20 protein-coding genes, 3 tRNA genes and 2 pseudogenes are annotated in these 25,135 nt (G+C 35.2%); 15 read left to right on the forward strand and 10 right to left on the reverse strand.

Annotated features, from left to right (window positions below):
* Positions 1–6: 6 nt before the first annotated feature.
* The 4 genes and pseudogenes from AAGD79_RS05510 to AAGD79_RS05525 form a co-directional block, all read right to left on the reverse strand.
* Positions 7–871, reverse strand: a pseudogene (locus tag AAGD79_RS05510) (IS982 family transposase).
* An 82-nt stretch (positions 872–953) separates the two neighbouring features.
* Positions 954–1,301: pseudogene (locus tag AAGD79_RS05515) on the reverse strand (ParB/RepB/Spo0J family partition protein); the annotation flags it as partial.
* Complete coding sequence (locus AAGD79_RS05520; RefSeq protein WP_006280226.1) at positions 1,298–2,140, reverse strand: ParA family protein; 843 nt, start codon at positions 2,138–2,140, stop codon at positions 1,298–1,300. The pseudogene AAGD79_RS05515 and the gene AAGD79_RS05520, both read right to left, overlap by 4 nt.
* 90 nt (positions 2,141–2,230) lie before the next feature.
* Complete coding sequence (locus tag AAGD79_RS05525) at positions 2,231–4,711, reverse strand: response regulator (RefSeq protein ID WP_341811263.1); 2,481 nt, start codon at positions 4,709–4,711, stop codon at positions 2,231–2,233.
* A gap of 160 nt (positions 4,712–4,871) precedes the next feature.
* Here AAGD79_RS05525 and hemF point away from each other — a divergent pair, with 160 nt between their 5' ends.
* From hemF to sucD, 8 genes are all read left to right on the forward strand, one after another.
* Complete coding sequence (hemF, locus tag AAGD79_RS05530; protein WP_155969192.1) at positions 4,872–5,696, forward strand: oxygen-dependent coproporphyrinogen oxidase; 825 nt, start codon at positions 4,872–4,874, stop codon at positions 5,694–5,696.
* Between the two features lie 81 nt (positions 5,697–5,777).
* Positions 5,778–6,989: a hypothetical protein gene (locus AAGD79_RS05535; RefSeq protein ID WP_341811264.1), complete on the forward strand. Its 1,212-nt coding sequence runs from the start codon at positions 5,778–5,780 to the stop codon at positions 6,987–6,989.
* A gap of 68 nt (positions 6,990–7,057) precedes the next feature.
* Positions 7,058–7,129, forward strand: a tRNA-Glu gene (locus tag AAGD79_RS05540).
* 28 nt (positions 7,130–7,157) lie between these two features.
* Positions 7,158–7,844, forward strand: coding sequence for a 16S rRNA (uracil(1498)-N(3))-methyltransferase (locus AAGD79_RS05545; protein ID WP_006279818.1), 687 nt, complete (start codon positions 7,158–7,160; stop codon positions 7,842–7,844).
* A 209-nt stretch (positions 7,845–8,053) separates the two neighbouring features.
* Positions 8,054–8,127: transfer RNA gene (locus AAGD79_RS05550), tRNA-Pro, on the forward strand.
* Positions 8,128–8,326: 199 nt separating this feature from the next.
* Positions 8,327–8,527 (forward strand): 30S ribosomal protein S21, encoded by a 201-nt coding sequence (rpsU, locus tag AAGD79_RS05555; RefSeq protein WP_006279819.1) that lies wholly within the window; start codon positions 8,327–8,329, stop codon positions 8,525–8,527.
* A gap of 37 nt (positions 8,528–8,564) precedes the next feature.
* Positions 8,565–9,716, forward strand: coding sequence for an ADP-forming succinate--CoA ligase subunit beta (sucC, locus tag AAGD79_RS05560; RefSeq protein WP_341811265.1), 1,152 nt, complete (start codon positions 8,565–8,567; stop codon positions 9,714–9,716).
* A gap of 3 nt (positions 9,717–9,719) precedes the next feature.
* Positions 9,720–10,595 carry a succinate--CoA ligase subunit alpha gene (sucD, locus tag AAGD79_RS05565; RefSeq protein WP_341811266.1) on the forward strand — a complete coding sequence of 292 codons (876 nt, stop codon included), beginning with the start codon at positions 9,720–9,722 and terminating at the stop codon, positions 10,593–10,595.
* An 8-nt stretch (positions 10,596–10,603) separates the two neighbouring features.
* On the opposite strand, the gene dapF is transcribed toward sucD, so the two are convergent.
* Together dapF and AAGD79_RS05575 are read right to left on the reverse strand one after the other, a co-directional pair.
* The gene (dapF, locus tag AAGD79_RS05570) at positions 10,604–11,392 is read right to left on the reverse strand and encodes a diaminopimelate epimerase (protein WP_265044046.1); all 789 of its coding nucleotides are present in this window, start codon (positions 11,390–11,392) and stop codon (positions 10,604–10,606) included.
* Positions 11,373–11,960, reverse strand: coding sequence for a nitroreductase family protein (locus tag AAGD79_RS05575; protein WP_155969200.1), 588 nt, complete (start codon positions 11,958–11,960; stop codon positions 11,373–11,375). Before AAGD79_RS05575 ends, dapF begins: the two co-directional genes overlap by 20 nt.
* Positions 11,961–12,045: 85 nt before the next feature.
* Between AAGD79_RS05575 and AAGD79_RS05580 the strand changes: the two genes are divergently transcribed.
* From AAGD79_RS05580 to petA, 6 genes are all read left to right on the forward strand, one after another.
* Positions 12,046–12,573, forward strand: a complete 528-nt coding sequence (locus AAGD79_RS05580; RefSeq protein WP_341811267.1) for a biotin transporter BioY — start codon at positions 12,046–12,048, stop codon at positions 12,571–12,573.
* Entirely contained in the window at positions 12,570–12,959 is a 390-nt protein-coding gene (locus tag AAGD79_RS05585; protein ID WP_320109356.1) for a DUF1284 domain-containing protein, read from the forward strand. Before AAGD79_RS05580 ends, AAGD79_RS05585 begins: the two co-directional genes overlap by 4 nt.
* A 168-nt stretch (positions 12,960–13,127) precedes the next feature.
* Positions 13,128–14,003: a tetratricopeptide repeat protein gene (locus AAGD79_RS05590; RefSeq protein WP_007548480.1), complete on the forward strand. Its 876-nt coding sequence runs from the start codon at positions 13,128–13,130 to the stop codon at positions 14,001–14,003.
* Positions 14,004–14,084: 81 nt separating this feature from the next.
* Positions 14,085–14,157 (forward strand) — tRNA-Val (locus AAGD79_RS05595).
* Positions 14,158–14,209: 52 nt separating this feature from the next.
* A complete protein-coding gene (gene gyrA, locus AAGD79_RS05600; protein ID WP_341811268.1) occupies positions 14,210–16,918 on the forward strand; it encodes a DNA topoisomerase (ATP-hydrolyzing) subunit A in 2,709 nt (902 codons plus the stop codon).
* An 86-nt stretch (positions 16,919–17,004) separates the two neighbouring features.
* Entirely contained in the window at positions 17,005–17,604 is a 600-nt protein-coding gene (gene petA, locus AAGD79_RS05605) for a ubiquinol-cytochrome c reductase iron-sulfur subunit (protein ID WP_182309809.1), read from the forward strand.
* Positions 17,605–17,613: 9 nt separating this feature from the next.
* Here the strand turns inward: petA and priA are convergent, their stop codons facing one another.
* Positions 17,614–19,938 (reverse strand): primosomal protein N', encoded by a 2,325-nt coding sequence (gene priA, locus AAGD79_RS05610; RefSeq protein WP_406831914.1) that lies wholly within the window; start codon positions 19,936–19,938, stop codon positions 17,614–17,616.
* Positions 19,939–20,100: 162 nt separating this feature from the next.
* Here priA and AAGD79_RS05615 point away from each other — a divergent pair, with 162 nt between their 5' ends.
* On the forward strand, positions 20,101–21,885 hold the full coding sequence (locus tag AAGD79_RS05615) for a hypothetical protein (protein WP_010963093.1): 1,785 nt from the start codon (positions 20,101–20,103) through the stop codon (positions 21,883–21,885).
* A gap of 72 nt (positions 21,886–21,957) precedes the next feature.
* Here the strand turns inward: AAGD79_RS05615 and thyX are convergent, their stop codons facing one another.
* From thyX to AAGD79_RS05630, 3 genes are all read right to left on the reverse strand, one after another.
* Positions 21,958–22,812 carry an FAD-dependent thymidylate synthase gene (gene thyX / locus AAGD79_RS05620; RefSeq protein WP_015589436.1) on the reverse strand — a complete coding sequence of 285 codons (855 nt, stop codon included), beginning with the start codon at positions 22,810–22,812 and terminating at the stop codon, positions 21,958–21,960.
* A 9-nt stretch (positions 22,813–22,821) separates the two neighbouring features.
* On the reverse strand, positions 22,822–24,099 hold the full coding sequence (murA, locus tag AAGD79_RS05625) for a UDP-N-acetylglucosamine 1-carboxyvinyltransferase (RefSeq protein WP_341811269.1): 1,278 nt from the start codon (positions 24,097–24,099) through the stop codon (positions 22,822–22,824).
* Between the two features lie 155 nt (positions 24,100–24,254).
* Complete coding sequence (locus AAGD79_RS05630) at positions 24,255–24,767, reverse strand: CPBP family intramembrane glutamic endopeptidase (protein WP_238513984.1); 513 nt, start codon at positions 24,765–24,767, stop codon at positions 24,255–24,257.
* Between the last annotated feature and the right edge of the window lie 368 nt (positions 24,768–25,135).

The raw sequence follows: 25,135 nt of genomic DNA on the forward strand, positions 1-25,135 counted from the left end.
TATGGATTAACCAACACAGTAAGGCTTAGAAATAGAAGGCTTTTTTGACTGCATGGAATATGAAATTAATGTAGAAAAAATATGTACCAGAAAATTTATTGGCGATCTGTGCCGTGTATGTTCAAGCTCAAATTTATTTTTTAAACAACCAAAGACTGTCTCAATAATCGACCTTTTTCTCAATAAAGCCTTCTCTTTTAGTGAGATTAGTGCGTTTTTCATGCCTTTTTTCACTTTAGTGACAAGCTTTAAACCTCTATCGAAGAGTTCCTCAAAGAGCTCCTTCTTGATATAGCCTTTATCTCCGAACAAAAGTCCTGTCAGTCTTTTAGTTATAGTTGGCACAGGTATCAACGTTACCTTTGGTTAGAGTAAGTGATTGAATTTCTCCAATTTCGTTAATCACCAAGTGCAATTTAAAGCCAAAAAACCAACCATACGTGCTCTTACCAATTTCTGCTAAACCATCAAAAACTTTGTTCCTAGAGATCCTTTTCTTGTGGCAAATGGCAATCGTAGAAGTGTCAATGTAGGAAGTACCTGTCATTTTCGCTTGTTCGCAGAACCATTGAAGAAGTAATGCTAAATACCGTAAAACTCTCGGCTTTAAGGCAATAAATCTGTGATATGAAGGCATCTTTGAAAATTCTGATCTATAGAGTAACTTAAGGTAACAAAGATAAAAAGCCTTGAAGTTTTTACATGGCGATTGGTGGTATAACAGGATTATGGTTAGCATTTCTGAGTGCGCTATTTCTGGTACTCTGGTTGGTTTTTTGCCATTTGATAAGAACTTATTTGCAAAATTTTCATCTACTACACGACAAAAATCCTCGACGCAGCAGTAAAGTTCTGTAATATCTTTCTTCATGGGTAACCTCTTAAATTATTGTTAAAATACTTGAGTTTACCCTATTTCCCTCTTTATTAATTCTACTTTTATCTGTTTTCTAATCCATAACTGGGGTTTCCAAGCATTCCTTGTCGCTCAGATCTTTTATGATAACCGGTGCACTATCAAGATTTGCAATCTTGCTTGCTCGCCAACGACGTTCTCCAGCTATTATTTCATAACCATCATCATTTGAATCTTTGCGTACCACGATAGGCTGTATAATGCCACTTTTCTTTATCGAATTTGCAAGTTCTCTTAATGACTCCTCGTCAAAATGTTTCCTCGGTTGAAATTTGCTTAGGTGCAGTAATGAAATAGGCAAATGCTCTTGTCGATCTTCTTTATTATCATAATTATCGCCTATGAGGCCGGCAAGACCTCTGCCGAGGCGTCTATCATCCTTCATACTACGCCCTCGCTTACTAGTTTCTTCTCCTTACAACTGCTCGCGTGCTTTTTTAAAATTTCCCTTGCCAAACTTATATATGCTTGTGCACCAGGACACTTAAGATCATACACAATAGCGGGTTTTCCATGAGAAGGCGCTTCTGATAACCGTACGTTACGTGGAATAACAGTCTCATACAATGGGATGATAGTTTTGTATACTTTATCATTTAAATACTGGCAAATATCGTTTTTAATCTGTTCACTGAGTTTGTTGCGCCTGTCATACATTGTTAACACTATCCCTTCTATTGCCAAAAAAGGGTTTAGGTTATTTCTTTTTATCAGCTCTACAGTTTTAACTAAATGGCTTAATCCCTCCAAAGCAAAAAATTCACACTGAAGAGGGACAATAATAGAATTAGCAGCAGTCAAAGCATTTATGGTTAGAAGCCCAAGTGATGGAGGGCAATCGATGATTATATACTCATAATTATCGCGTATCTTCTCTAATGCGCTTTTTAGCACAAATTTTCCTCGCTCAAGTTGCGATAATTCAATTTCTGCAGCTGATAAATCAACTACTGACGAAATTAGTGATAAATTTGGAATTTCCTTTATATTGAAAATTGCCGATTCTATCAATTTATTTTCGCTGCTTAGTAGTATTTTGTATATATTTTTTTCTTCCCTACTACGATAAGAAATCCCGAGCCCGGTGCTAGCATTTCCTTGAGGATCAAGATCTACCAATAAAGTGCTTTTTCCCACAGCAGCAAAGGCTGTCGATAAATTTATACTAGTTGTGGTTTTGCCAACTCCACCCTTTTGATTTACTATTGCAATAATCTTGCTCACGCCTTTTATCTTATGTATAAAATAATTCTATTGTATATATGCAAGAAACTTTTGCATTAGAAAATTTTTTTGTTGTTAACCACACTAAAATTAGACTGTCTTTTTTGCTTTGTGTAACACACTTTGAACCTTGTTTCCTAATTCATTCAGAGTGAATGGTTTTGGCAAAAAGTGAAAATCTTCTATATTGATGTCATCACTCTTTAAAAAAGCATCTTCTGCATACCCAGAAATAAAAATAACGTTGATATTTGGCCTATGGATCAATGCTTCTTTAACTATTTCTGGGCCGCTCACCTCTGGCATGATTACATCAGTGATTATAAGATCTATGTGTTGACTTTTTTTACTGATTATTTCTAGCGCCTCGCTGCCTATGCTTGCTTCTATTACATCAAATCCTTTTCTTTTGAGTGCTTTAGAGATGAATTCCCTTACTGAATCTTCATCTTCGATTAATAAAATTATACCATTACCTTTAATTTCACTTACTACCGGTTTTTCTGTTTCTTCACTATCTTCCTCTCTATCATTTTCATCTGATATGTAAACCATGGGCAAAAATATGCTAAATTTAGTTCCATGATTTACTTTGCTAGCAACATAGATGTATCCTTCAGTTTGTTTAATAATGCCATATACAGTAGAGAGGCCAAGACCTGTACCAGAGGTAATATCTTTGGTAGAAAAAAATGGATCAAAGATCTTTTCAGTTGTATCACTCGTCATTCCACATCCAGTATCAATTACTTCAATCACAACATAATTTCCATGTTCAATCGCTTCCTTGTCTGGAGAAAACATATCCTGAGGTGTAGAATTTAATGAGTCAATCTTTTGATTAAAGGTTCGTATAGTTAATTCTCCGCCCTTTTCCATAGCAGCACTAGCATTGACTGCTAAGTTAAGTATAACTTGCTCTAATTGCCCTTGATCAGCCCTAACAGCACCCAAGTCTCTACCATAATAAATATTAAATTTTATATTTTCACCTATTAATCTTTTTATCATTTCATAAAGATTAGCTATAGTATTATTTACATCAATAATTTTTGGCTGCAAGGTCTGTCTTCTTGAGAAAGCAAGCAATTGTCTTACTAAATTTGATCCACGCTTTGCATTTTGCTGTATCTGTATTATATCTCCAAAAGATGGGTCACCAGCTGAGTGTTGGAGTAAAAGCAAATCGCAAAATCCTATTATCCCAGTCAATATATTGTTGAAATCATGCGCAATACCACCTGCTAACTGCCCTATAGCTTGCATCTTTTGATAATGCTCAAGCTTTATCTCTAGGTTTTTGTGTTCAGTATTGTCAATAAAATAACAAAGTATGAAGATCATTTTATTATGAAGAAACTTATTGAAATATATTTTTATGTTATTACCGCCGTTGAGCTGTACATCAAAAGACGCATTATTTATTCTATTACTCGAAAAATATTCACGTATTTTCACATGATAACTATCCAATATCAACGTAAAGATTGAATTATTATCTGACCCTGCAAGCTTTATTAGTGCCGTATTTTTCTTTACAAAGTTGCCGTTTATGTCACATTGTGCAATAGCAATTGATGAATTTGCAAAACAAGGGTGTAATTGATAATCAACAATATTTGATTCGGTTGGTGTTATAAAGCCATATATATAGCTATGGTTGTATTTATCACAAAATATAGCAGTGCTCATATAAGCCTTGAATGGAATACCACTTATAGTAAAAAACAAAATTTCATTATCGGTTGTTGTATTGTTATATTTAGATTGAGATATAAAATCACTGATTGAGCTACCTTTTTCCAGTTTTTTCAGTTCAAATATGTCTAAAAATCTTTTATTTACAGATAAAATCACCCCTTTGGCATTTGCAATGTAAGTTCCTATGCTGTGTTTTTCTATTAACTCTTCATATATCTGCTCCTTGTTTATCTGTGTTGCTTTTAATACAAAATACCCATCTGGCCTTGCTATTGGCACTAATGATAAATTTAAAATCTTATTACTATTTATAGCAATTTGGGGATTATCTGGTATCGGCTCAAAGAGCAAAAGAAAGTTAGATACTCTATTCTTCTTGTTTAAGGAAATGCATACCTGTACAGAAGAGTTATTTTTTAGTGCATGATAGAGTACTTTTTTGTCTGCTTCTGAAACATCTCCTATTTCAAGAATCTTGCCTAACGTAATGTCATCATCTATATGATCTTTAAACCTTTCGTAGAACCTTGCATCAGCATAAATAATACCTTCATCTTTATGTAAAATAAGGCAAAATTCTGTATTATGATTTAGTGCATTTGCAAATATTGCATTTTGAAATTCTATAGTGTTAAGTAGGTATCTGTAGCGTTTTACATTATATATCATAAAGAGAGTTGTTAGAATGCTAACTAATAAATTAATCTCTATATTAATATGCTGACTATATATATCAAAAAAGTAGAGTATCGATATTGCTACTGGAGGTAAGAGCATAATAACTGCCATCACAACAATTGACATTCCATAATTTCTTAGTATGAAGTCAACCCTGTTCTCTTTTTTGTTATCTATGTATCTTTTATTCATTATTGTTACTTGGCATTGTTGTACATACGAAAATGTTCTATTATATTGATTTAATTATTATAGATTTATTAACGTCTTTGATAGATAATTATCATCCAAATCTAATTAAGTTCCTTAAATATCAGATATAACAATGTTAATAAGCTAGCAAGAGGATATTATGGAAAAACAAAAAACACAAGCATTTAAATGGTTCTGTGCACTAAGAGATAAGATCATAGAATCTTTCTTATTAATTGAAAAACAATCATCCGCAGAGCCAAAGATCGAAAAGAGAAAGTGGGATCGCCCAGGTGGTGGAGGTGGTGAATCTACAATTATTTTTGGTAATGTTTTTGAAAAAGTTGGAGTAAACGTTTCAAAAGTACACGGAAAATTTGCAGATTCAGCCATTAATGAAATTCCTGGTGCAAGTGAAAGTAACGGAGAGTTCTGGGCAAGCGGTATATCTTTAGTGTCTCATATGCAATCGCCCCTTATCCCTGCAGCGCATATGAACACAAGGCTGATATATACTTCAAAACAATGGTTTGGTGGAGGAATGGATTTTACGCCAATATATAGAAATGAAGAAGATTGCAAGTATATTCATGAATCAATCAAAATGACATGTGATAGATTTGACACCGGATATTATCCAAAATTTAAAGAGCAATGTGACAATTATTTTTTCTTACAACACAGAAAAGAGCCACGTGGTATTGGTGGTATTTTCTATGATAATCTGAGTTCTGGTAATTGGGAAAATGATTTTGAGTTCACAAAAGCAGTAGGTGAAGCCTTTTTGGAAATTTATTCGCACGTCATACGTAAACATATGCAAAAATCTTGGACAAAAGAACAACGAGAAAATCAATTAATAAAACGTGGCAGATATGTAGAATTCAATCTGTTATACGATCGTGGCACAAGGTTTGGTTTAATGACTGACGGCAATCCAGATGCAATTATGATGTCAATGCCACCACTTGTTAAGTGGTTATAGAGAGCTGCTATTAGTAGAAAATAAATCATCATAGTTTAAAATTGTACCATGGTAGTGAGCTTTTATATAGGGGGTATAATCATGGGCATAATAGATAATTTTTTAATTAAATCTGTCAAAAACAATGACATAAAAGGTGTTAAACTGACTCTAATTCTCTATGATGCATTAAATAGTTTTAGAAAATTCTTTTCAAAGACTATGTCTCTCAAGAATACAGGATCATTTGATATAAATAATAATCAAGCTTTAAATCAGGCTTTAGGACATGCTACAGATCACAAAATAATGGAATTGCTGATTAATCGTGGAGCTGATATCCACTCAATAGATGAGAATGGAAAGAATGTTATAATTCGTGTTATTGAGAGTTTAGCAGAATCAAAAAATCTAAAATTGGATAGTGAGAAAAACTTACCAGCAGAGATAATTCTTCACCCCACAGTTTCCTTTTTACTAGGAAAAGGCGCAGAGTATTATTCTACAGATGATTTGAATGTTGAAGCTATACAACAAAAACCTCCTAGAACCTCTGAATATGAGCCAATGACTATGTACGCTGAGGTGAACAACAATGTAATACCACCTCAAAAACCTTCTAGAACTTTTGAGTATAAGCCAAAGAGCACTAATTATGATGCTTTGCCTTCAAAAGAGCCAATTTACGCTGAGGTGTATGATGCTAAGGTTAGTAACTCATTAGGGGAGAATGGTTATTTGAGTGTATCAGAAGAATCTATTTATGCTGAAATATATGATTCACATAAAAAATCCACTGAAAATTTATCATTGGAAGATAGTGGTTATTTGAGTATATCAGAAGAACCTATTTATTGCACTATAGATGATCTTTCAGAACAAAAAAAGCCTACTAGCCTAAAACAGAAAGAGCCAGAACAGTCGTCAGAACCTATTTATGCTAGGGTAGATTTGTCCAAGAAAAGAGCAGAAAGAAAAGCAAAAGACATAAAAGCTAATTCTGGAACTTGCCATGGGTTAGTGCAAGATAAAGTGAATGATTGGCAAGTGAAGCTAAATGAGCTAAGTGCTAATAAGTCGATAAGTCAGCAACAGACTAATGATCAAAAAATTAAGACCAAGGCTGGCTTTAGTGTAGAAGAAATAAGGCAGAAATATGAGCGTAGAGATTCTGGCTACGATTCTGGCTATGATTCCGATACAAAAGTTGAACAACAATTAGAATTAGCTCCTAAATCTGAGATAGGTTCAGTGAGTATTGAGCATGGAGTAATAGGAGGCTGTCGATATAAGATTACTGATATATCCCTCTAACTATGTGATTCAAAATAATTGAATTGACTTTATATATGTAATCGATATAACCTAGTTAGATTCAAGTTGACTCTTTCGTCTAGTGGTTAGGACACCACCCTTTCACGGTGGTAACACGGGTTCAAATCCCGTAAGAGTCACTCAAGTAGAATATAATTAAAGTTTTGAATGGGAAAAATTAGGCTCTATGTTGAAGAAGCTTTATCACAAGGCGTGAGTTTAGCACTTAATCCACAACAAAGTCACTATATTTGCAATGTAATGCGGCTTAAGAAGTATGATAATCTCTCTCTTTTTAATGGAAAAGATGGAGAATGGTTAGGAGAAGTAGTTAATATATCGCGTAAATTGACAGAAGTTACACCCAAAGAATGCACTAAACAACAGCAATATGAGGAAAATTTATACCTGTATTGTGCCATGGTAAAAAGTGCTGCTTTGAACAACATAGTAAGACAGGCAACTGAAATGGGAGTAATCTGCATTCAATTTATTTCAACGGAACGTACAGTGGTAAAAAATATTAACCTAAGTAGAGCAAAATTACAAGCAATCGAAGCAGCGGAACAATCAGGTAGGATAAGTATACCAGAGATTTTGCCTCCTATTAACTTTTGTGAGTTACCTGATTCCCAGAGTAAAAATTTTGTTTTGTGTGATGAAACAGGTAAAGCTGACAAAGTGCTGAAAGGCAAAAAAAATGTTGCTATTATTGTTGGCCCTGAAGGTGGTTTTTCATCTTATGAACTTGATCTTGCCGATAAGTTTTGTCAAAAATTGAGTCTAGGAAAAAGAATTTTAAGGGTCGATACTGCTGTAGTTGCTGCACTCACTTTCACCAATTGGTGTAGCTAGATTTTTAAATATGGCTAAGATAAAGAAATCTGGTTCAGTGTTGCGCGCACAAAAACTCTGTAGACTCTCTACGAAGCAGTCTGTTGTTAAAGAGTAGCTAATAAAAAACATATTCTAAGATAATATTAAATCTCGTATTATATTTTTTCTAAAGTAAACAAATGAATCTTGCATTTTGCCTGAGTTATTGATACTCTGAGTAAAGAAGTCGGGGCGTAGCGCAGCCTGGTAGCGCATTTGGTTTGGGACCAAAGGGTCGGGAGTTCAAATCTCTCCGCCCCGATGTTAGTATAATTGTAAGAACGCTGTAACATAAGAGCAATCTCCATCAGTAAGCAAGTAGCTGAGACTGGAATGACATTATTCACCATGTAAATTATGGCATATTACATTTTAACGCTCAAGTTTATAAAATAATTGACAATGTTAATTTTCTAATTTATAAATAGATTTTGAAATGATTACCGAAGGAGGTATAGAGTTTGATAGAAGTATCAGTCCATTATGGTGATGTAGACAGAGCTCTTCCAGTATTGAAAAAAACAATTCAAAAGGAAGGAAGAGGGTTGAAAATGAAAAAACAATATCATGAAAAAAAATCAGAAAAAAGAGCTAAAAAGAAAGCTGAAGCTAAAAAAAAGAGGTACCAACAAGAGTGCAGAAGGCAGCGTTATGGTTGGTAGTTTGTACTCAGGTTAATAGTTTATCATTGGTTATTTTATGAATATTCACGAATATCAAGCGAAAGAAGTTTTGCATAAATTTAATGTCCCAGTGCCAAAAGGTTTTGTTGCTACATCTGCGGAAGAAGTAAAGACTCAAGTAAGTCAATTAAAATCTGACGTGTTTTTAGTTAAAGCTCAAATTCATGCAGGTGGTAGGGGTAAAGCCGGTGGCGTAAAGCTAGCAAAGTCGGTTGAAGAAGCTCAACAGTTTGTAAAGGACATGATTGGTATGACTTTAGTTACTCATCAAACAGGGCCAAGCGGGCAGCAAGTAAGAAAAGTGTACGTTGAAGAAGGCTCAAGCATTAAGAAAGAGTATTATTTAAGCCTGGTAATCGACCCGAAGCTCAGTAGGCCAATATTCATATTTTCCTCAGAAGGTGGAATGGACATCGAAGAAGTGGCAAAAAATTCTCCTGCAAAAATTGTGAAATTTGATATTGATTCTGCTACAAGTTTTGATAGCAGCAAGTTAAGCAGCAGTTTTCATTTGAGTCCAGAACAAATAGAAAAGATATCGAACATTGCAAAAAAAATATATGATGCGTTTATTGCAACTGATGCGAGCCAAATTGAAATTAATCCACTGGTTGAAACAAATTCTGGAGATTTTATTGCGCTCGATGCGAAAATTAATTTCGATGATAATGCTTTATATCGTCACCCAGAAATTATGGAACTTCGTGATTATGATGAGGAAGTGAAAGAAGAGATAGAGGCTTCAAAGTATGGGCTCAGTTACATCAAAATGGATGGCAGTATTGGTTGCATGGTAAATGGTGCAGGTCTTGCTATGGCAACAATGGATATAATAAAATACTACGGAGCAGAGCCTGCTAACTTTTTGGATGTTGGTGGTGGAGCGAGTAAAGAAACTGTAACTGAAGCATTTAAAATCATATTGTCTGATAGCAACGTAAGAGGAATTTTGGTTAATATATTTGGTGGTATAATGCGTTGCGATATTATCGCAAGTGGAATTGTTGCGGCTGCAAAAGAAATGAGCATTAAAGTTCCTCTAGTGGTTAGATTATCAGGTACTAATTTTGAAGAAGGAAAAAAAATCTTAGAAGAGTCAGGATTAAATATTATTGCTGCAGATGAACTGGGTGATGCTGCACAAAAGATAGTAAAAGAGGTAAAATAAAGCATGTCCGTTTTAGTAAACAAAGATACAAGATTAATATGCCAGGGTTTTACTGGTGCACAAGGCACATTTCATTCAGAGCAAGCAATTGATTACGGAACGAAAATGGTGGGAGGTGTAACTCCTGGAAAGGGTGGTAGCACTCACCTTAATTTACCGGTTTTTAATACTGTAGCAGAAGCCAAAGAAAAAACCGGTGCAAATGCTACAGTTATATATGTACCTGCTAAATTTGCTGCTGCTGCAATACTTGAAGCAATAGATGCAAAAATAGAATTGATAATTTGTATTACAGAGGGCATTCCTATACTTGATGTGGTGAAAGTTAAGCGTGCGCTTATCGGCTCAAAAAGTCGATTGATTGGTCCCAACTGTCCGGGAATTATTACACCTGAAGAATGCAAAATAGGAATTATGCCTGGCCATATCCATAAGCGTGGACACATAGGAATTATGTCTCGCTCCGGAACTTTAACTTACGAGGCAGTAGCACAAACAACCGCTGTTGGTCTTGGTCAATCCACGTGTATCGGAATTGGGGGGGATCCAATTCATGGTATGACATTTGTCGACTGTATGGAGCTCTTTTTAAAAGATGACGATACTCATGGTATTGTAGTTATTGGTGAAATAGGTGGAAACGAAGAAGAAGATGTATCACATTTTGTGAAAACAGAAAAAACTAAAAAGCCAATCGTTGGTTTTGTAGCAGGCCAAACGGCACCTCCAGGAAGACGTATGGGACACGCTGGAGCAATCATCTCCTCCAGCGGTGGAAGTGCTGGTGCAAAACTAGAAGTTATGCGGAGTGCCGGAATTGCAATTGCTGAAACCCCTGCAGTAATTGGTAAGAAGGTATTGGAAGTAATGCATCACTAGAATTAGGGTCACAAAAACCCTATATCACCGGTCATGAATACGTTATTTGCCCATTCGATTAATAACTTGCCTCCTGGTAAATTTACTGAAGTCTGTTGGGCAACCAGATATCCACGTAGTGTGGATGCAACAAGTGCTGCACAGGCTGCACTACCGCATGATGCAGTAATGCCTGTACCTCTTTCCCAAACTCTTAAAGCTATTTCTCCAGACTTTTCAACTTGTGCAATACTAATATTAATTTTCTGAGGAAATAATACGTGACTTTCCAACTTTGATCCTAAACTTTGCAATGGTATTTCATTTACGTTATCAACAAAAAAAACTATGTGAGGATTACCAATATTTACTGCAACAGGATCTTTTAGCATTTCAAGCTCTATAGGTAAGTGAAGAGTGTCACACTCAGTAGACAAGGGAATTTCATGCCATTTTAGCAAAGGTTTGCCCATGTTAACCTTTATGGATTTATCACCCACTTTAAAACACTCTAAAATGCGTTTGTTTACCAGCTCAATAGTGATATACTCAGTACCTTTTTCTGACATTATCAAATATCCAACACAGCGTGCTGCGTTTCCGCACATTTCAGCTCGACTGCCATCAGCATTATAGATATGCATAAAACAGTCTGCAGCATTAGACATTGTTATAATTATCACTTGATCACAACTGCTTTGATCAGCAATTTGTCTATGGTTCCAGTCTAAATTGTTTGTTGAACGTGAGTCTATGATAACGAAGTTGTTACCAGTGCCGTGCATTTTGATAAAATTTTCAGGACCTTGGCCACTCATCATAAAAAAACATTTCTTCTATTGGTCTCCTTTTTTTCTTACTTGTTTCAGCGCCCTCTTCTTCGTAACCAACCGCTATCACTGACATTACGTTAAAGTCATTGGGTATATTGAACTCTTTCACTATTTTATCTCTATCAAATCCACCCATTTGATGGGCCATTAAGTTCATAACTGCAGCTTGTAACATAAGTCCATAATTCGCTGCACCAGTATCGTGATTAGCCCAAAAATTTTCACCTTTATCAGATTTGCGGAAATTCTTAGCGCTTAAAGATATGATTAACACTTGTGCATCTTTTGCCCACTTTTGATTAGATTCATCAAGACAATTTAGCAATTTTTCCCATGCGTTTTGATTGCTCTGTTTATTGCATATCACATATCTCCAAGGTTCATCACCAAAACATGAGGGAGTCAGCCTTACAGCTTCCATTAAAATATCCATGTCTTCCTGAGATATTGCTCTTGTAGGATCGTATGAACGTCCGCTGTGTCTTGCTTTCATCAACGATAATAGATCTTGTTTACTCATCATTTTTAATTTAATAGTGCATAAATAATTCATTGTAGCACAATATAAGCAAAATTTAAATTGCAAAACCTCTCATACACATATATTACATTTAATAAGTTATTTTTATTGGGAAGGTATGTTTATAACACAATCTAGCAGCAGATCAACACTGGCTGAAATATTGTCTTGCGTTTTACTTTTATTCTTGATGGCTCAAATAAGCATACCATTGCAGCCTGTGCCTATCACATTGCAAACTTTAGGAGTAATGCTTATTGGGCTTAAATTTAACCGCAGAACAGCATTCTATTCTGTGCTTACATATCTATCACTTGGTGCAGCAGGATTGCCTGTTCTTGCAAATTTTTCTGGTGGTTATCACGCTCTCCTTGGACCAACAGGTGGATATTTAATTGGCTGTTTAGCTGCTGTTATGGTAATGAGCAAAGTAAATGAATTACTGAACTCTAAGTATAAATCATTTGTATGTAATTCTTTAAGTTGTCTGGCTGGTACAGTTGTAATCTTTATTTGTGGTATTAGTTGGCTTGCTGTTTACTTGGGTCTGGAACAAGCAATAATGGTGGGTGTTTTACCATTTATCCTTCCTGGTTTGATAAAAATTTTTCTACTTGTAGCAGCTTTGCAATATTTGAAAAAATGATAAAATTCCGCCCTCATCATTTCATGTGCACCCTCGCGTTTCGGGGATATGGGTATTCTCAGGGTTTTGTAGAAAATTATAAAAAGATAGCAAGCAAAGTAATTAGTACTCAAATCGAAGTAGTTGGTAACCTTGATAGTATCTGTAGTGCTTGTCCAAATCAGACTAAACAAGGTAAATGCACCACACAAGCTAAAGTTTTAGAGCTAGATAGAAGGCATATGGAAATTTTAGGAATTAAAATTGGCGAGACTTTGACCTGGAGTGAAGCGGTAGAAAAGATTAGGGAGAAAATGTCTTTAGAGAAATTCGAGTACGCATGTGAGGGGTGCAACTGGCAGCCATATGGAATATGTAAAAATGCCCTTTTAAATCTACAAAGGTAGTTGACAAAATGTTAAGATAAATTGAAGCATTTTTGTGGAAATAAAGCGAAATATGGAAGACAAAAGATAAATGCATTCTGAAAGGCTACACAGCATGTTCGTCCCGCTAATTAATAATATCTTTATTATTGTATGAGATAGGTAATTTAGCATTTATGAATTTGTAATGTGTTGCATATAGCTCAAAGAAATAAGGTTTACTGGTTACACGCTGCAGCCAATGCCACAACACTAGGACCTATGTTTATCTGCATGTTAATTTGCGTTGTGATTTTATGGAGGTCTTCTGTTACCTATGCTAGTGAAAATTTGGAGATACAGAAGGCCTTTGATAGTGTTGTCAAGCATATAAAAGCTGATAAAAAATATAAAGATCTTGATGTTATTGAGAGAAAAAGTGATAAATTTAACATCAAAATTGCGCAGAATTCTGGCAAGAGTTTTGACATATACTCTACTTTAAAAAAAGCAAAAGATTCCTTTGAATCAGGAGATAATGAAACAGCTATTTCTCTCCTTAATCAGATCATTGCAAAGTTTCCTTATCATAAAAATGCTTTAATTGGATTGGGAAATATTTATTACGCTAATAAAGAATACAAAAAAGCTGTAGAGATTTACACAAGACTGTTAAAAGAACACCCTAGTAACCCTTACATATTAAAAAATTTTCTGACGATAATCTCACAATATGATCCTGATCTGGCGTTGAGTGAAATGTTAAAATTGTATGATATACATAAAAATTATGCTCCTTTATTAGCAAATTTAGGTCTGATCTATATGAAAAAGGAGGATTATGTAAAAGGTAAAGAGTATATGATAACTGCTATTTCCCTCGATGAAAACAATATTTTTTATACTTATAATTTAGCTGTTATTCTAGATAAACTTTCAGATTTTCAAAATGCTACAATATTCTACTTAAAGTTGTTAAACATGGCTACAACTTCGAAAGATGTGAGTGAAAAAATACCTTTATACAAAGTGACAGCAAGACTAAAATTTATAAAACTTCACAGCACGCACCCAAAGATTTCATAAAAGCTTATAGCTTACCTAAAGCTAATTTATCGCTATTTTTGTTTACAATAATAATATTGAGCTATAGAATTAGATCTAAAGGGGCAATTAGCTCAGCTGGTAGAGCATCTCGTTTACACCGAGGAGGTCGGCAGTTCAAGTCTGTCATTGCCCATTTGCTTAACTGAATGTTAGTATTATTAATTACTTCAATTAAAGTATAGAAAATGCAGGATAATATAGTACCAATCTCAATAGTAAAAGAGCTGGAAGATTCTTATCTTTCCTACGCAATGAGCGTTATCATAAGCAGGGCTATACCTGACGTGCGGGATGGATTTAAACCTGTTCATAGGCGTATATTATATGCAATGTCGAGAGCTGGATTCGATGCCGGTAAGCCATATAAAAAAGCGGCTCGTATAGTTGGGGACGTAATGGGGAAATATCACCCACATGGTGATGCAGCTATTTACGATTCCTTGGTTAGGATGGCTCAAGATTTCTCTCTTCTTTTACCGCTTATTGATGGGCAAGGTAACTTTGGTTCGATAGATGGAGATCCACCAGCTTCAATGCGATACACAGAAGCAAGACTTCAAAAAGTGTCACACTTTTTACTGAATGATATTGATGAAGATACAGTTAATTTTAGGCCAAACTACGATGGAAATGAAACAGAACCAGTTGTGCTGCCTGCAGAGTTTCCGAATCTATTGGTAAACGGTGCAAGTGGTGTTGCAGTTGGTATGGCAACCAATATTCCTTCTCATAATCTTGGAGAAATAATAGATGCTTGTATATTATATGTAGATAATTCTGAAGTTACTTTGGATGAGTTACTTGAAGTGATGCCAGGGCCGGATTTCCCAACTGGGGGAACGATTCTTGGAAGGTCTGGAATAAAATCAGCATTTGCAACTGGTCGTGGATCAATTGTTGTGCAAGGCAAGACTCACATAGAAGACCTGCCACAAGATAGGCAAGCAATAGTGATTGATGAAATACCTTACCAGGTAAATAAAGTAAAATTAATTGAGAAGATAGGTGAGCTTGTAAAAGAAAAAAGAATTGATGGCATAACAGAAATTAGGGATGAGTCCGATAAGTCTGGTATTAGAGTAGTAATTGACCTCAGAAGAAATGCTGAAGCAAGTTTTATACTTAATCAAATATTGGGACTAACTCCACTAAGAAGTAGTTTTAGTGTTAACACTTTAGTACTCAATAACAACAGACCTGCTTTGATGTCGTTAAAAGAAATCATAGCTGCTTTTGTTGACTTTAGAAAAGAAGTGTTAATCAGGAGAACAGAATTTCGTCTAAGAAAAACGAGAGAAAAAGCTCATATATATATAGGGCTCTACATTGCGGTCCTCAGCATAGATGAAGTGATAAAAATCATCCGCGGTGCAAAAGATCCTGCGGAAGCAAGTAGAGAACTTTTAAATAAAGAATGGAAAACTTCGAATGAAATCAACACTATCATCGAGTTGATTTCAGATAGCGCAAGCTTTTTGAAAGATGGAGTGTATAGATTAACTGAGCTACAAATTAAAGCTATCCTTGATATGAAACTGCAGCGTTTAACAGGCTTTGAAAAAGACAAATTAGAAGCTGAGCTAAGTTCAATGATCAACCTGATAAAAGAATATATCGCTTTTCTTGGCTCAGAAGAGAAGTTGATGAAGGAAATAAAAAACAATCTACAAGAAATAAAGAACAGATTTGCTGTGCCGCGAAAAACTTCAATAGAGGAATCAGATACGGACATTGAAGCTGAAGATCTAATTCCACAAGAGGATATGGTGATAACCGTAACTATGAATGGTTATATCAAGCGTGTGAAGCTTTCTCACTACAGAACTCAGCGTCGTGGTGGAAAAGGAAAGCTAGGACAAGGATTAAAAGAAGAGGATGTAATCACAAAATTATTTGTTGGGAATACCCACACTAGCCTCTTATTCTTTTCTAATATTGGTCGAGTTTATAGATTAAAAGTTTATAAGTTGCCTCTTGCAGAACCAACTGCACGTGGAAGAGCACTTGTTAACATATTTCCGCTTAGCGATGGTGAAACTATAACTAATATCATGCCATTGCCAAGTGAAAATGACGAAAATCAAAACATAGTTTTTGCTACTGCTCATGGAAACATAAGGCGTAACTCTTTAGCGGACTTTCACTATATTCCAAGCAATGGAAAAATAGCAATAAAGCTCGATGAAGGAGACAAATTAATATCGGTTAAAGTATGCAATGCAATTGATCATGTTTTTCTTTCAACAAGATTCGGCAAAAGTATCAGATTTGTTGTAAGTGATGTGCGTCAATTTAAAAGTCGCAATTCAGATGGCGTAAGAGGTATCAAACTTGCAAAGAATGACAGCGTGATATCCATGACCATATTAAATGGGATAGGTGTAGCAACAGAAACAAAAGAACTTTACTTAAAAGTTCCACTTGCAAAAAGACTGGGAACTGCAATTAATAACTCCATTGATTCTAAATTGGAAAAGACTTTAAATGATTTAGGAATAGATAACGAATTATTCTTAAAACTTGCAGTGAATGAGGAGTTTATATTAACTATTACTGAAAATGGCTTTGGTAAAAGAACTTCTGCGTATGAGTATAGAATAACTAACAGGGGTGGTGTTGGTATCACCAATATTCTTACTACTAGCAGAAATGGTAATGTTATTGCTAGTTTTCCAGTTGAGCAGGGTGATAATATAATGCTTATTACAGATAAAGGAAAGTTAATTCGTATTTCAGTAAATGATATCAGGATTGCAGGACGTAGCACTCAGGGAGTAACTCTATTTAAAACAGAAAGTAGAGAAAAGGTGGTGTCAGTAGCGAAAATTGAAGATCCTGATTCCACTGAAGATAGTATTTCTGAAGTTGAAAACTCTATCTCTTCTCAACTGTAGTACAGGTTAAACAAAAAGCGCAAGTTTTTGTTGATTAATACGCAGTATTTAAATTAAAATATATACTTATGGCTAAGTAAAGATCAATGGACAAAAATTTAACTAAAAATAAAAAACCACTGGCAGACAAAGAGGATAAAAAAACACCTCCTGTTAAAGATCTTACTAAAAATAAGAGTAGGAGAGATTTTATAACATTAACTACATGCGCTATGGCAGGTATAGGAGCTGCAAGTGGACTTTGGCCACTGGTTAAATCTATGAATCCTTCTGCTGAAGTTCTAGCAACTTCCACAGTGGAAGTGAATTTGTCTGGAATTCAGGAAGGACATGGAGTAAAAGTAAAGTGGCAAGGTAAACCAGTATTCATTCGTAGACGCACAAAGCAAGAAATTGAGGCTGCAAGAGCTGTGAATGTGAAGAGCTTGAGGGATCCTCAATTAGATGAGCAGAGAGTATACGAAGGAAAAGACGAATGGTTAATCATGATCGGAATATGTACACATCTTGGGTGTGTACCGGTTGACCACGCTACAAGAGATGGTAATGGTTGGTTCTGTCCTTGCCACGGTTCATATTATGATACATCAGGCCGAGTGATTGGGGGTCCTGCACCAAAAAATATGGTTGTACCTGATTATTTTTTTCCCAGTGAGAATGTTGTGGTAATTGGCAAGAAGGCTTAACGGAACTCGTTAAAAAAAACTCACAGGATCAACATCTATTATCACTGCAATACTCGAATTCAAGTTACAATTTTTAATCCAATATTTCAGCTTTTTTTGTATAGATAAACTGTGTTTATTGTGTATTTTTAATAATACCCTATACCGATACTTATTATTTAAAAAATTTATCGCTGCTGGTGATGGGCCAAGAATTTCAAATTCCTTTTTGTCTACACCTACATTTTTTTCCTGGATACAAGTAGTTAAGCTACTTGGATGACAAAGAAGAGATTTTACTATTTCATTCGCTGCTTTTTGTGTTGCAATCTGATTCTTACCACAAATGATAAGCGCTATTAATCTGCTAAATGGTGGCATTTTGGCTTCACGTCTTGACTTAAGTTCAATTTCATAAAATGAGTCCCTTTTTTGATGCAGTAATGCTTTTATTATTGAACTTTCAGGGTTATTGGTTTGCACTATTACCATTCCTTTTTCATTAAACCTTCCTGACCTGCCTGCAACTTGGTGCAATAATTGATACGTCTTTTCCGCTGCTCTCAAATCAGAATTTTCGAGGCTCAAATCTGCATTCATTACTCCAACCAAAGTTAATTTGGGAAAATTGTGCCCTTTAGCAATTATTTGTGTGCCGATTATAATATTCACCTCTTCTTTCAACACTAAGTCAATTACGTTACTAACCGACTTTTGATCGCTGCTTATCATCGCAGTTTTTGCGTTTGGTATTAATTTCACCATTTCTTCAAGTAACTTTTCAATTCCTATGCCGTAGAGGGACAACGGCTGTTCACTTTGGCAATTAGAGCATTTTTCTGGAAGTTTCAATTGATAAGAGCAGTGGTGGCACAAAAGAGCATTTTTTTTCTTGTGATATGTAAGCCAAACAGCACAATTTAAGCAGGAAATTTTATATCCACACTTTTTACAAACTGCCAGTTGTGCATACCCTCTGCGGTTTAGAAAAAGCATAACCTGCTGTTTTTTCTCTATGGTTTGTTTGATGCTTTCAAAAAGCTCAGAGGAGATCCATTGCTTGTTGTTCCTCATATCTACTACTTTAATGAGTGGCAATTCTGCACCACCAAATCGTTTAGTTAGCTTTACATGATTGTAATTCCCGTTTTTAACATGATGAATCGTTTCAAGCAGTGGAGTAGCTGATGATAAAATAATCGGAATATTTTCAAATTTGGCTAAGATTATCGCCATATCTCGAGCATTATATATAATTCCCTGTTCTTGTTTAAAAGATGAGTCGTGCTCTTCATCAACGATAATCAATTTTAGGTTTTTATAAGGCAAAAAAAGCGCTGACCGTGCACCAATAATTATCTGCGCATTTCCATTTGCTATATTGAGCCAATTATTCCGGCGAGTTTTTGGAGTGAGCCCTGAGTGCCATTCAACTAAGTTTTTTGATATCTGACCGCGAACACGATTTACCAATTGTGAAGTTAAAACAATTTCAGGTAGGAGGATTAAAATTTGTGTATTACCTTCTCCTGATGTCATTTCAACATATTCTGGTGTCATACTAGTACGTGGCAAAGACGGTATGCTAAATGTTACAGTGGGTTTTGCCTTGAGTATAAAGGTGTCATTCCAGTGCTTGACACTGGAATCCAGGAATTTTGATTGTAAATTAGGTATTGGTTTTAAGTTAAAATAAACATTTGTAATGAGGTTATATGAAAAACTGGATCCCAGTGTCAGGCTACTCGGATGACACCCTCTTGGTAGACCCAAATCACAATGTTCGTACAGTTGTGTCTCTGGGCACTGGGATGGTAAAGTCTGAGCAGCATTTGGAACGGCAGTGTAATTCTTAATCAATTGTGCAATCACAGAGAGATAAACTTCCGTTTTTCCAGATCCTGTCTCACCGTCAAGCAAAGTCACTGAATACTCGTTCAAATTGCTGATTATTTTATCACTAGCTATCTGCTGTTCAGGGCTTAATTGGCAACTTATTTCACTTGTTTCCTGCTTTTGTTCAACACAAACCAATTTATCTATGTGATTTACTTTTAACACTCCTCCCATTATCACTTTGGCAAGCATACCAATAGGTATTAAATTGTATTGTGCAACCCACTCTGCAAATGCAATCAATTTTGGTCTAATATTTGGTAAATCGATTTTTTGCTCAATAAATTTTAATTCTCGGTTACTTTTATCACTGTATTTCCAAACTATTCCGATTAAGCGTTTTTTGCCAAATGGCACCACTACGTAATCTCCAAGTAAAATCTCAGTATTTTCCTCAATTGCATATGAAAATAACTGATCAATTGGAAGTGGTAGTAATACGTCAACTGTTTTTGCCATAGTGATTGAGTTTAACATTGTTTTAAAGAGCTTGTAACTTTATTAAGCTTGGCAATATAGATGAATCGGTACAGAGAAAATCTTAACGTTTAACACATTTTTCATAGTACAGACCGTATGATTGATAAATAAAATGATTTATAGAATTTGTGGAGGCTACCAATGGTCAACGACAAGATTACTTTGAACTTTGAAATAGAAAAAGGCGAACCTATAGATCGATACTACTTTTCTGCACATATAAAGCTTACAGATGAAAGCAAAAATCTTTTGCGCGAGAAGCTTGGCAGTACAATTCAATTCGATAATCTAGATGATCACTTCAATCTTAACCATGAGAATTTTTATATCTACTACAACAAATATAGTGAGCACAATGGTAGAAGTGAGCTACACGTTAGGGATGATAACGGTAAATATTTAACCTCCAATCTTCCACTTAATTACTATGGATTCTCAATGGAACTATCACCTGACGGAGCGTCAATTGCAGATTATGGTTTTTATCCTCTGTATGCAATCTATAACCCAAATCACTATGATAAAGCAAAGGAAAAAGTATTTGATGATCACGGTGAATTGTCACCAATTGCATCAAATGTGTTAGATAATTTTTTAAGCAACACAAATAGCTTAACCACACAAGATATATTACAAAATGTATTCTCACAACTGCAGAAGAAAGCTGATGAAGAAGCAGAAAGATTGGCAAGAGAGAGAGAAGCAGAAAGACAAAGGGAGGAAGAGTTAAATGAAAAGAACGAGGAGTTAAAAGAACTTGTAGAAAAGGATGAGATTAAAATATTCAAAGTGGTAAAAGGTAATGATTTAGGTAATGGGCATTCAGCAGTAGTTTTACAACTTGATGGGGAAGAAGGTGACAAGATACCTCTCGACTCTAGTAAATACTACATAGCAGAGTATAGACACCACCCAGAATGGGAAGGCGATGAATATTTAAATTTTGTTAGCCCTGATAGTGATATGCTGGTTAATTATGAAAACTTATTTTTTGTGCTCAATCAAAGCTCCTACTCAGACTTTGAAAGTGGGTTTTATTCAGAAAACAGAACCGATCCCCATAATTATGCTAAATATTCAAAGGAACCATATTTGAGTGGTGACCAGCTATCTGAAAAATTATCTAATGAATTGGAGGAAGATAGCAATCAGATAGGTACTGAATTTACAATTGATGATGAGCAAGTAGACGAAGAAGTTGTGGTAGAGAGTGAAGCCAAGTCTGGGGAGAAAGGAACGGTTGGTGAGGATAACGCAAAAAATACTATACAGGAAGAAGAATCTAACTATATAGATCAAATGCAAGCGGATGATAGCAGCAGTTATAAACCAGCTTTGCAAAGCAATCGTGATGATTATGCTGATACGAAAAAAGCTCTGCAGGAAAAATTGCATGGAGATGAAATACACAAGCAAAGTAATGAGAAAGCTCAAAAAGATATAGAAGTAAAAAAAGTAACTGTGGAAACTGACAGTAGCAGTAATAAGACTGAAAAACAAACAAAACCAACAGAAGATGAACAAGAAACTGTTATGGCAAGTGTGATAGAAAATATGGATAAAAATTCTGATATTGAAGCAGAAACTTCTAACAGTGTTGCAAATTCACAACATCCCTTAAAAATAAAGACAGGAAGTCCTCTTGAAGTGGGAAAGTATAAGGTGGAGCTGCAAGTGACATATGATGATGTAAAGAATTTTTATGATACCGTACGTGGTAAATATCATGCTGGCGATGGATATAACTACGAACAAGTAATGGTTTTATATAATGAAATTGTTAGGCCCGCTCACAATCATCATTACGAGCTGTTTACTCTTGATGAAGCACATGTTGCTAATGATCACCTGTTTATCAAGGGTCAGGATTTTGGAACTCTAAATGATTTTAATGAGATGTTCTATAAAAGTGATGAGTTAATGTGATGTAAAAAGCAAGATTCAATCTGGTGAACGAGAGTTAACTGACAGAGGAGATTGACACGTATGCCTTTATCTTTAAGATTGTTTATCAAGTATAGACATCAGCTCGCCCCATTCTCTTTTACCAATATTACTTTCTTCTCTAGTAACGTTTTCCCCTTTAATTAATTTGCGAATTATTTCTAGACCAGTTCTTGAAATACAGGCTGATTCTAGGCAATATTCAACAAAGGCATTGTAGGCCAGTGGAACCCATTTTTTTATTATATCCAGCATAACTTCTGCATAAACTCTGATTTCATATTGGGCATGCTTATCAGCTCTAAGCTTCAAAAAATGAAGGAGATTATGCAGATCTATTTTCCAATAAAATTGCGTGTAGTAATTAAGCATTAGGTTAGTTCTGGCAATTTCTCTTGCAAGCCCCTGCTCAATAAATTTTTCATAATGAGAATATACTAAATTAGAGTCATTTGTTAGAGAATCTATTATTTCCTTTGAGGTATCTGGATCAAAAGCTTCCCCGCTACCTTGTTTATTATTGTCAGATTGTTTTGCAACTTGTTCTGGTTTAGGTGTATAAAATTCATTATCAAGTATTGAATACCTTGCTGAATATTCATTCACATTTGCAGTTCTATGCCTTATCCATTGCCTTGCAACAAAAATTGGAAGTTTCACGTGAAACTTAATTTCACACATTTCAAATGGAGTTGTATGATGATGTCTCATTAAATACTTTATAAGTGCTTCATCCTGACTTATCTGTTTTGTTCCCTTGCCATAAGAAACACGAGCAGCTTGAACTATAGCGCTATCAGAGCCCATATAATCCACTACTCGAATAAATCCATGGTCTAATACCTTATGTTCTTCATATAAGATTGCATCTATTTCTTTTACTATAGTTCGTTTGGTTGCTTCATTCATAAAATATCCTCAAGACGAAATGGAGATATCAGCTCCACATGAATTGAGTTTTTCATGCATTGCTTCATATCCTCTCCATAAATGATGTGAATTGTTTATTATAGTTTCTCCACCGGCTACCAAAGAAGCAAGCACCAAAGCTGCTGTTGATCTTAAGTCAGTAGCATATAGATTAGCTCCAGATAAGCTTTTTATTCCACTTATAGTAGCTTTGCTTTTCTCGATGCTGATATTAGCACCTAACTTTCTCAATTCATCTGCATGTGTAAATCTGTTTTCAAAAATGTTCTCTTCAATTACTGATATCCCATCAGCAATGCACATTGCAGACATCAGTTGTGGTTGCATATCACTGGGAAAATTGGGATATGGATCTGTCGCAACGTTAGCAGACTTAATAGAGCCATTTTTTCTGGAAATAACAATGCCTCCATCATACAGTTCAACCATAGCTCCTATAGTCTCCAACTCATTTGTAATACACCTTATATCAGATAGATTTATTCCTTCCAACTCCAACTTACCACCGGTTATTATAGCAGCTAGTGCATAGGTGCCTGCTTCTATGCGATCTGGTATTATTTTATGAACACATCCATTTAGTGCTTCAACTCCTGTTATTATGACCTTTGTATTATCAATTTCAATATCAGCACCCATTTTCTTCAGAAAATCTATTAAATCAAGAACTTCCGGCTCAGTTGCAGCATTGTTTATTGTTGTCACTCCTTCTGCAAATGTTGCTGCCATTATTACATTTTCTGTTGCGCCAACACTTATTTTCTCAAATGTGATTTCTTTTCCTTGTAGCTTTCCTTTCACTGTTGCAATTATATTATAGCCGTCAATTTCAATTTTAGCTCCCATTTCTTCTAATGCTTTAATATGCATATCAACGGGACGCTTTCCAATGTTGCATCCACCAGGAAATGCTGTTCTCGCTTTGCAAAATCTGCTAAGCATTGGACCCAATATTAGAAAAGAAGTTCTTAGCTTACTTGCGGTTTTATATGGCATCACGTGATTGTTGATATTGCTGCAGTCAATTTTCAAAGTATGGTTCGCTTTATAATTTTTATTGTGCATAAAGTTCACTTCTGCTCCAAGACTTTCAAGCAACTTAGACATTAGATGCACATCAATTAAATCAGGTACATTATGCAAAATTACCGGGGAGCTACTTAATAGACTTGCTGCCATTATTGGTAAAACAGCATTTTTTGAGCCATTAATCTTGATTTTTCCGACCAAAGGTTTGTAGTTATTTCTTATTAATATCTTGTGCATTTAATTAGATATAAAGTATAATTCATTAGTTTATTGAAGTCTTACTAAGTATAATAGATTGACCGTAAAAGGCAAAATTTGCTTTTTCTTCCTCATCATCCCAGTGTAATGCTACCTGCATGACACCTGATGCGAATTGCCCCCGAAATTTTATACTATGAATTACTCAAATGACGCTCTCGAGCTTTATCAAACCAAATAACACCAATTGCAACAATGAAATAACCAGCTGCTCCTAATGTAAGGCGAATTACTGCATCGAAAGTTGACAGAGGAGGAGACGGCATTAGAATGCTCAAAACACTATACACAAGATTATTTGTTGCATGAGCAATAGTTACTGGCCAAATCGAGTTGTCTTTTTCAAACAACCAGGTAAACATTATAGACATTGCACAAATATAAAGGGTATAAGCACAAATAGTCGGGAATGTAAAGCCATCCTTCCACAAAGCTGAGCCAGCAACCACATAAGTTGGTATGTGCCATACTGACCAAATAATACCGACAATAATTGCTCTGATATAAAAATTTGATATTTTGCTTTTAAGATTTTTCAAAAGATAGCCACGCCAACCGATCTCTTCACCAAGAGACATAATGATCCACATCACAAAGGTTGATAATAAAACAAATAACATCACTAATGGACTCAAAACTGCACTCAAATCCTTTACACGGTCTAACGTAAAAGACTCTCGGAAAAATGAAAAACCGCAGTAAATTGACAAAAGACCATTGGAAATTAGCATACTTACCAGAATAAGTATAAACCCTAATAGACAGTTTTTTGGCGAACTAAGTTTAAAAAGATCCCTTACCTTCTGTTTATTATAAATGGTTAGCAAAATTGCAACTGAAGCCGGAACAAATGTTGTTAATAATGTTATGTCTTTGAAAGGTAAGCACCAAGCTATAATGCACGTCAAAAAATATGTAATTACAACAAATAATGTACAATTAATAGTGGTTAAATTCATGCATACGCCCATCAATTCCTTTTCTGCATTATTGATCTTTATTCATAAATTGTCAA

The sequence above is a fragment of the Wolbachia endosymbiont (group A) of Oxytorus armatus genome, assembly GCF_964027005.1.
Classification (GTDB): domain Bacteria; phylum Pseudomonadota; class Alphaproteobacteria; order Rickettsiales; family Anaplasmataceae; genus Wolbachia; species Wolbachia pipientis.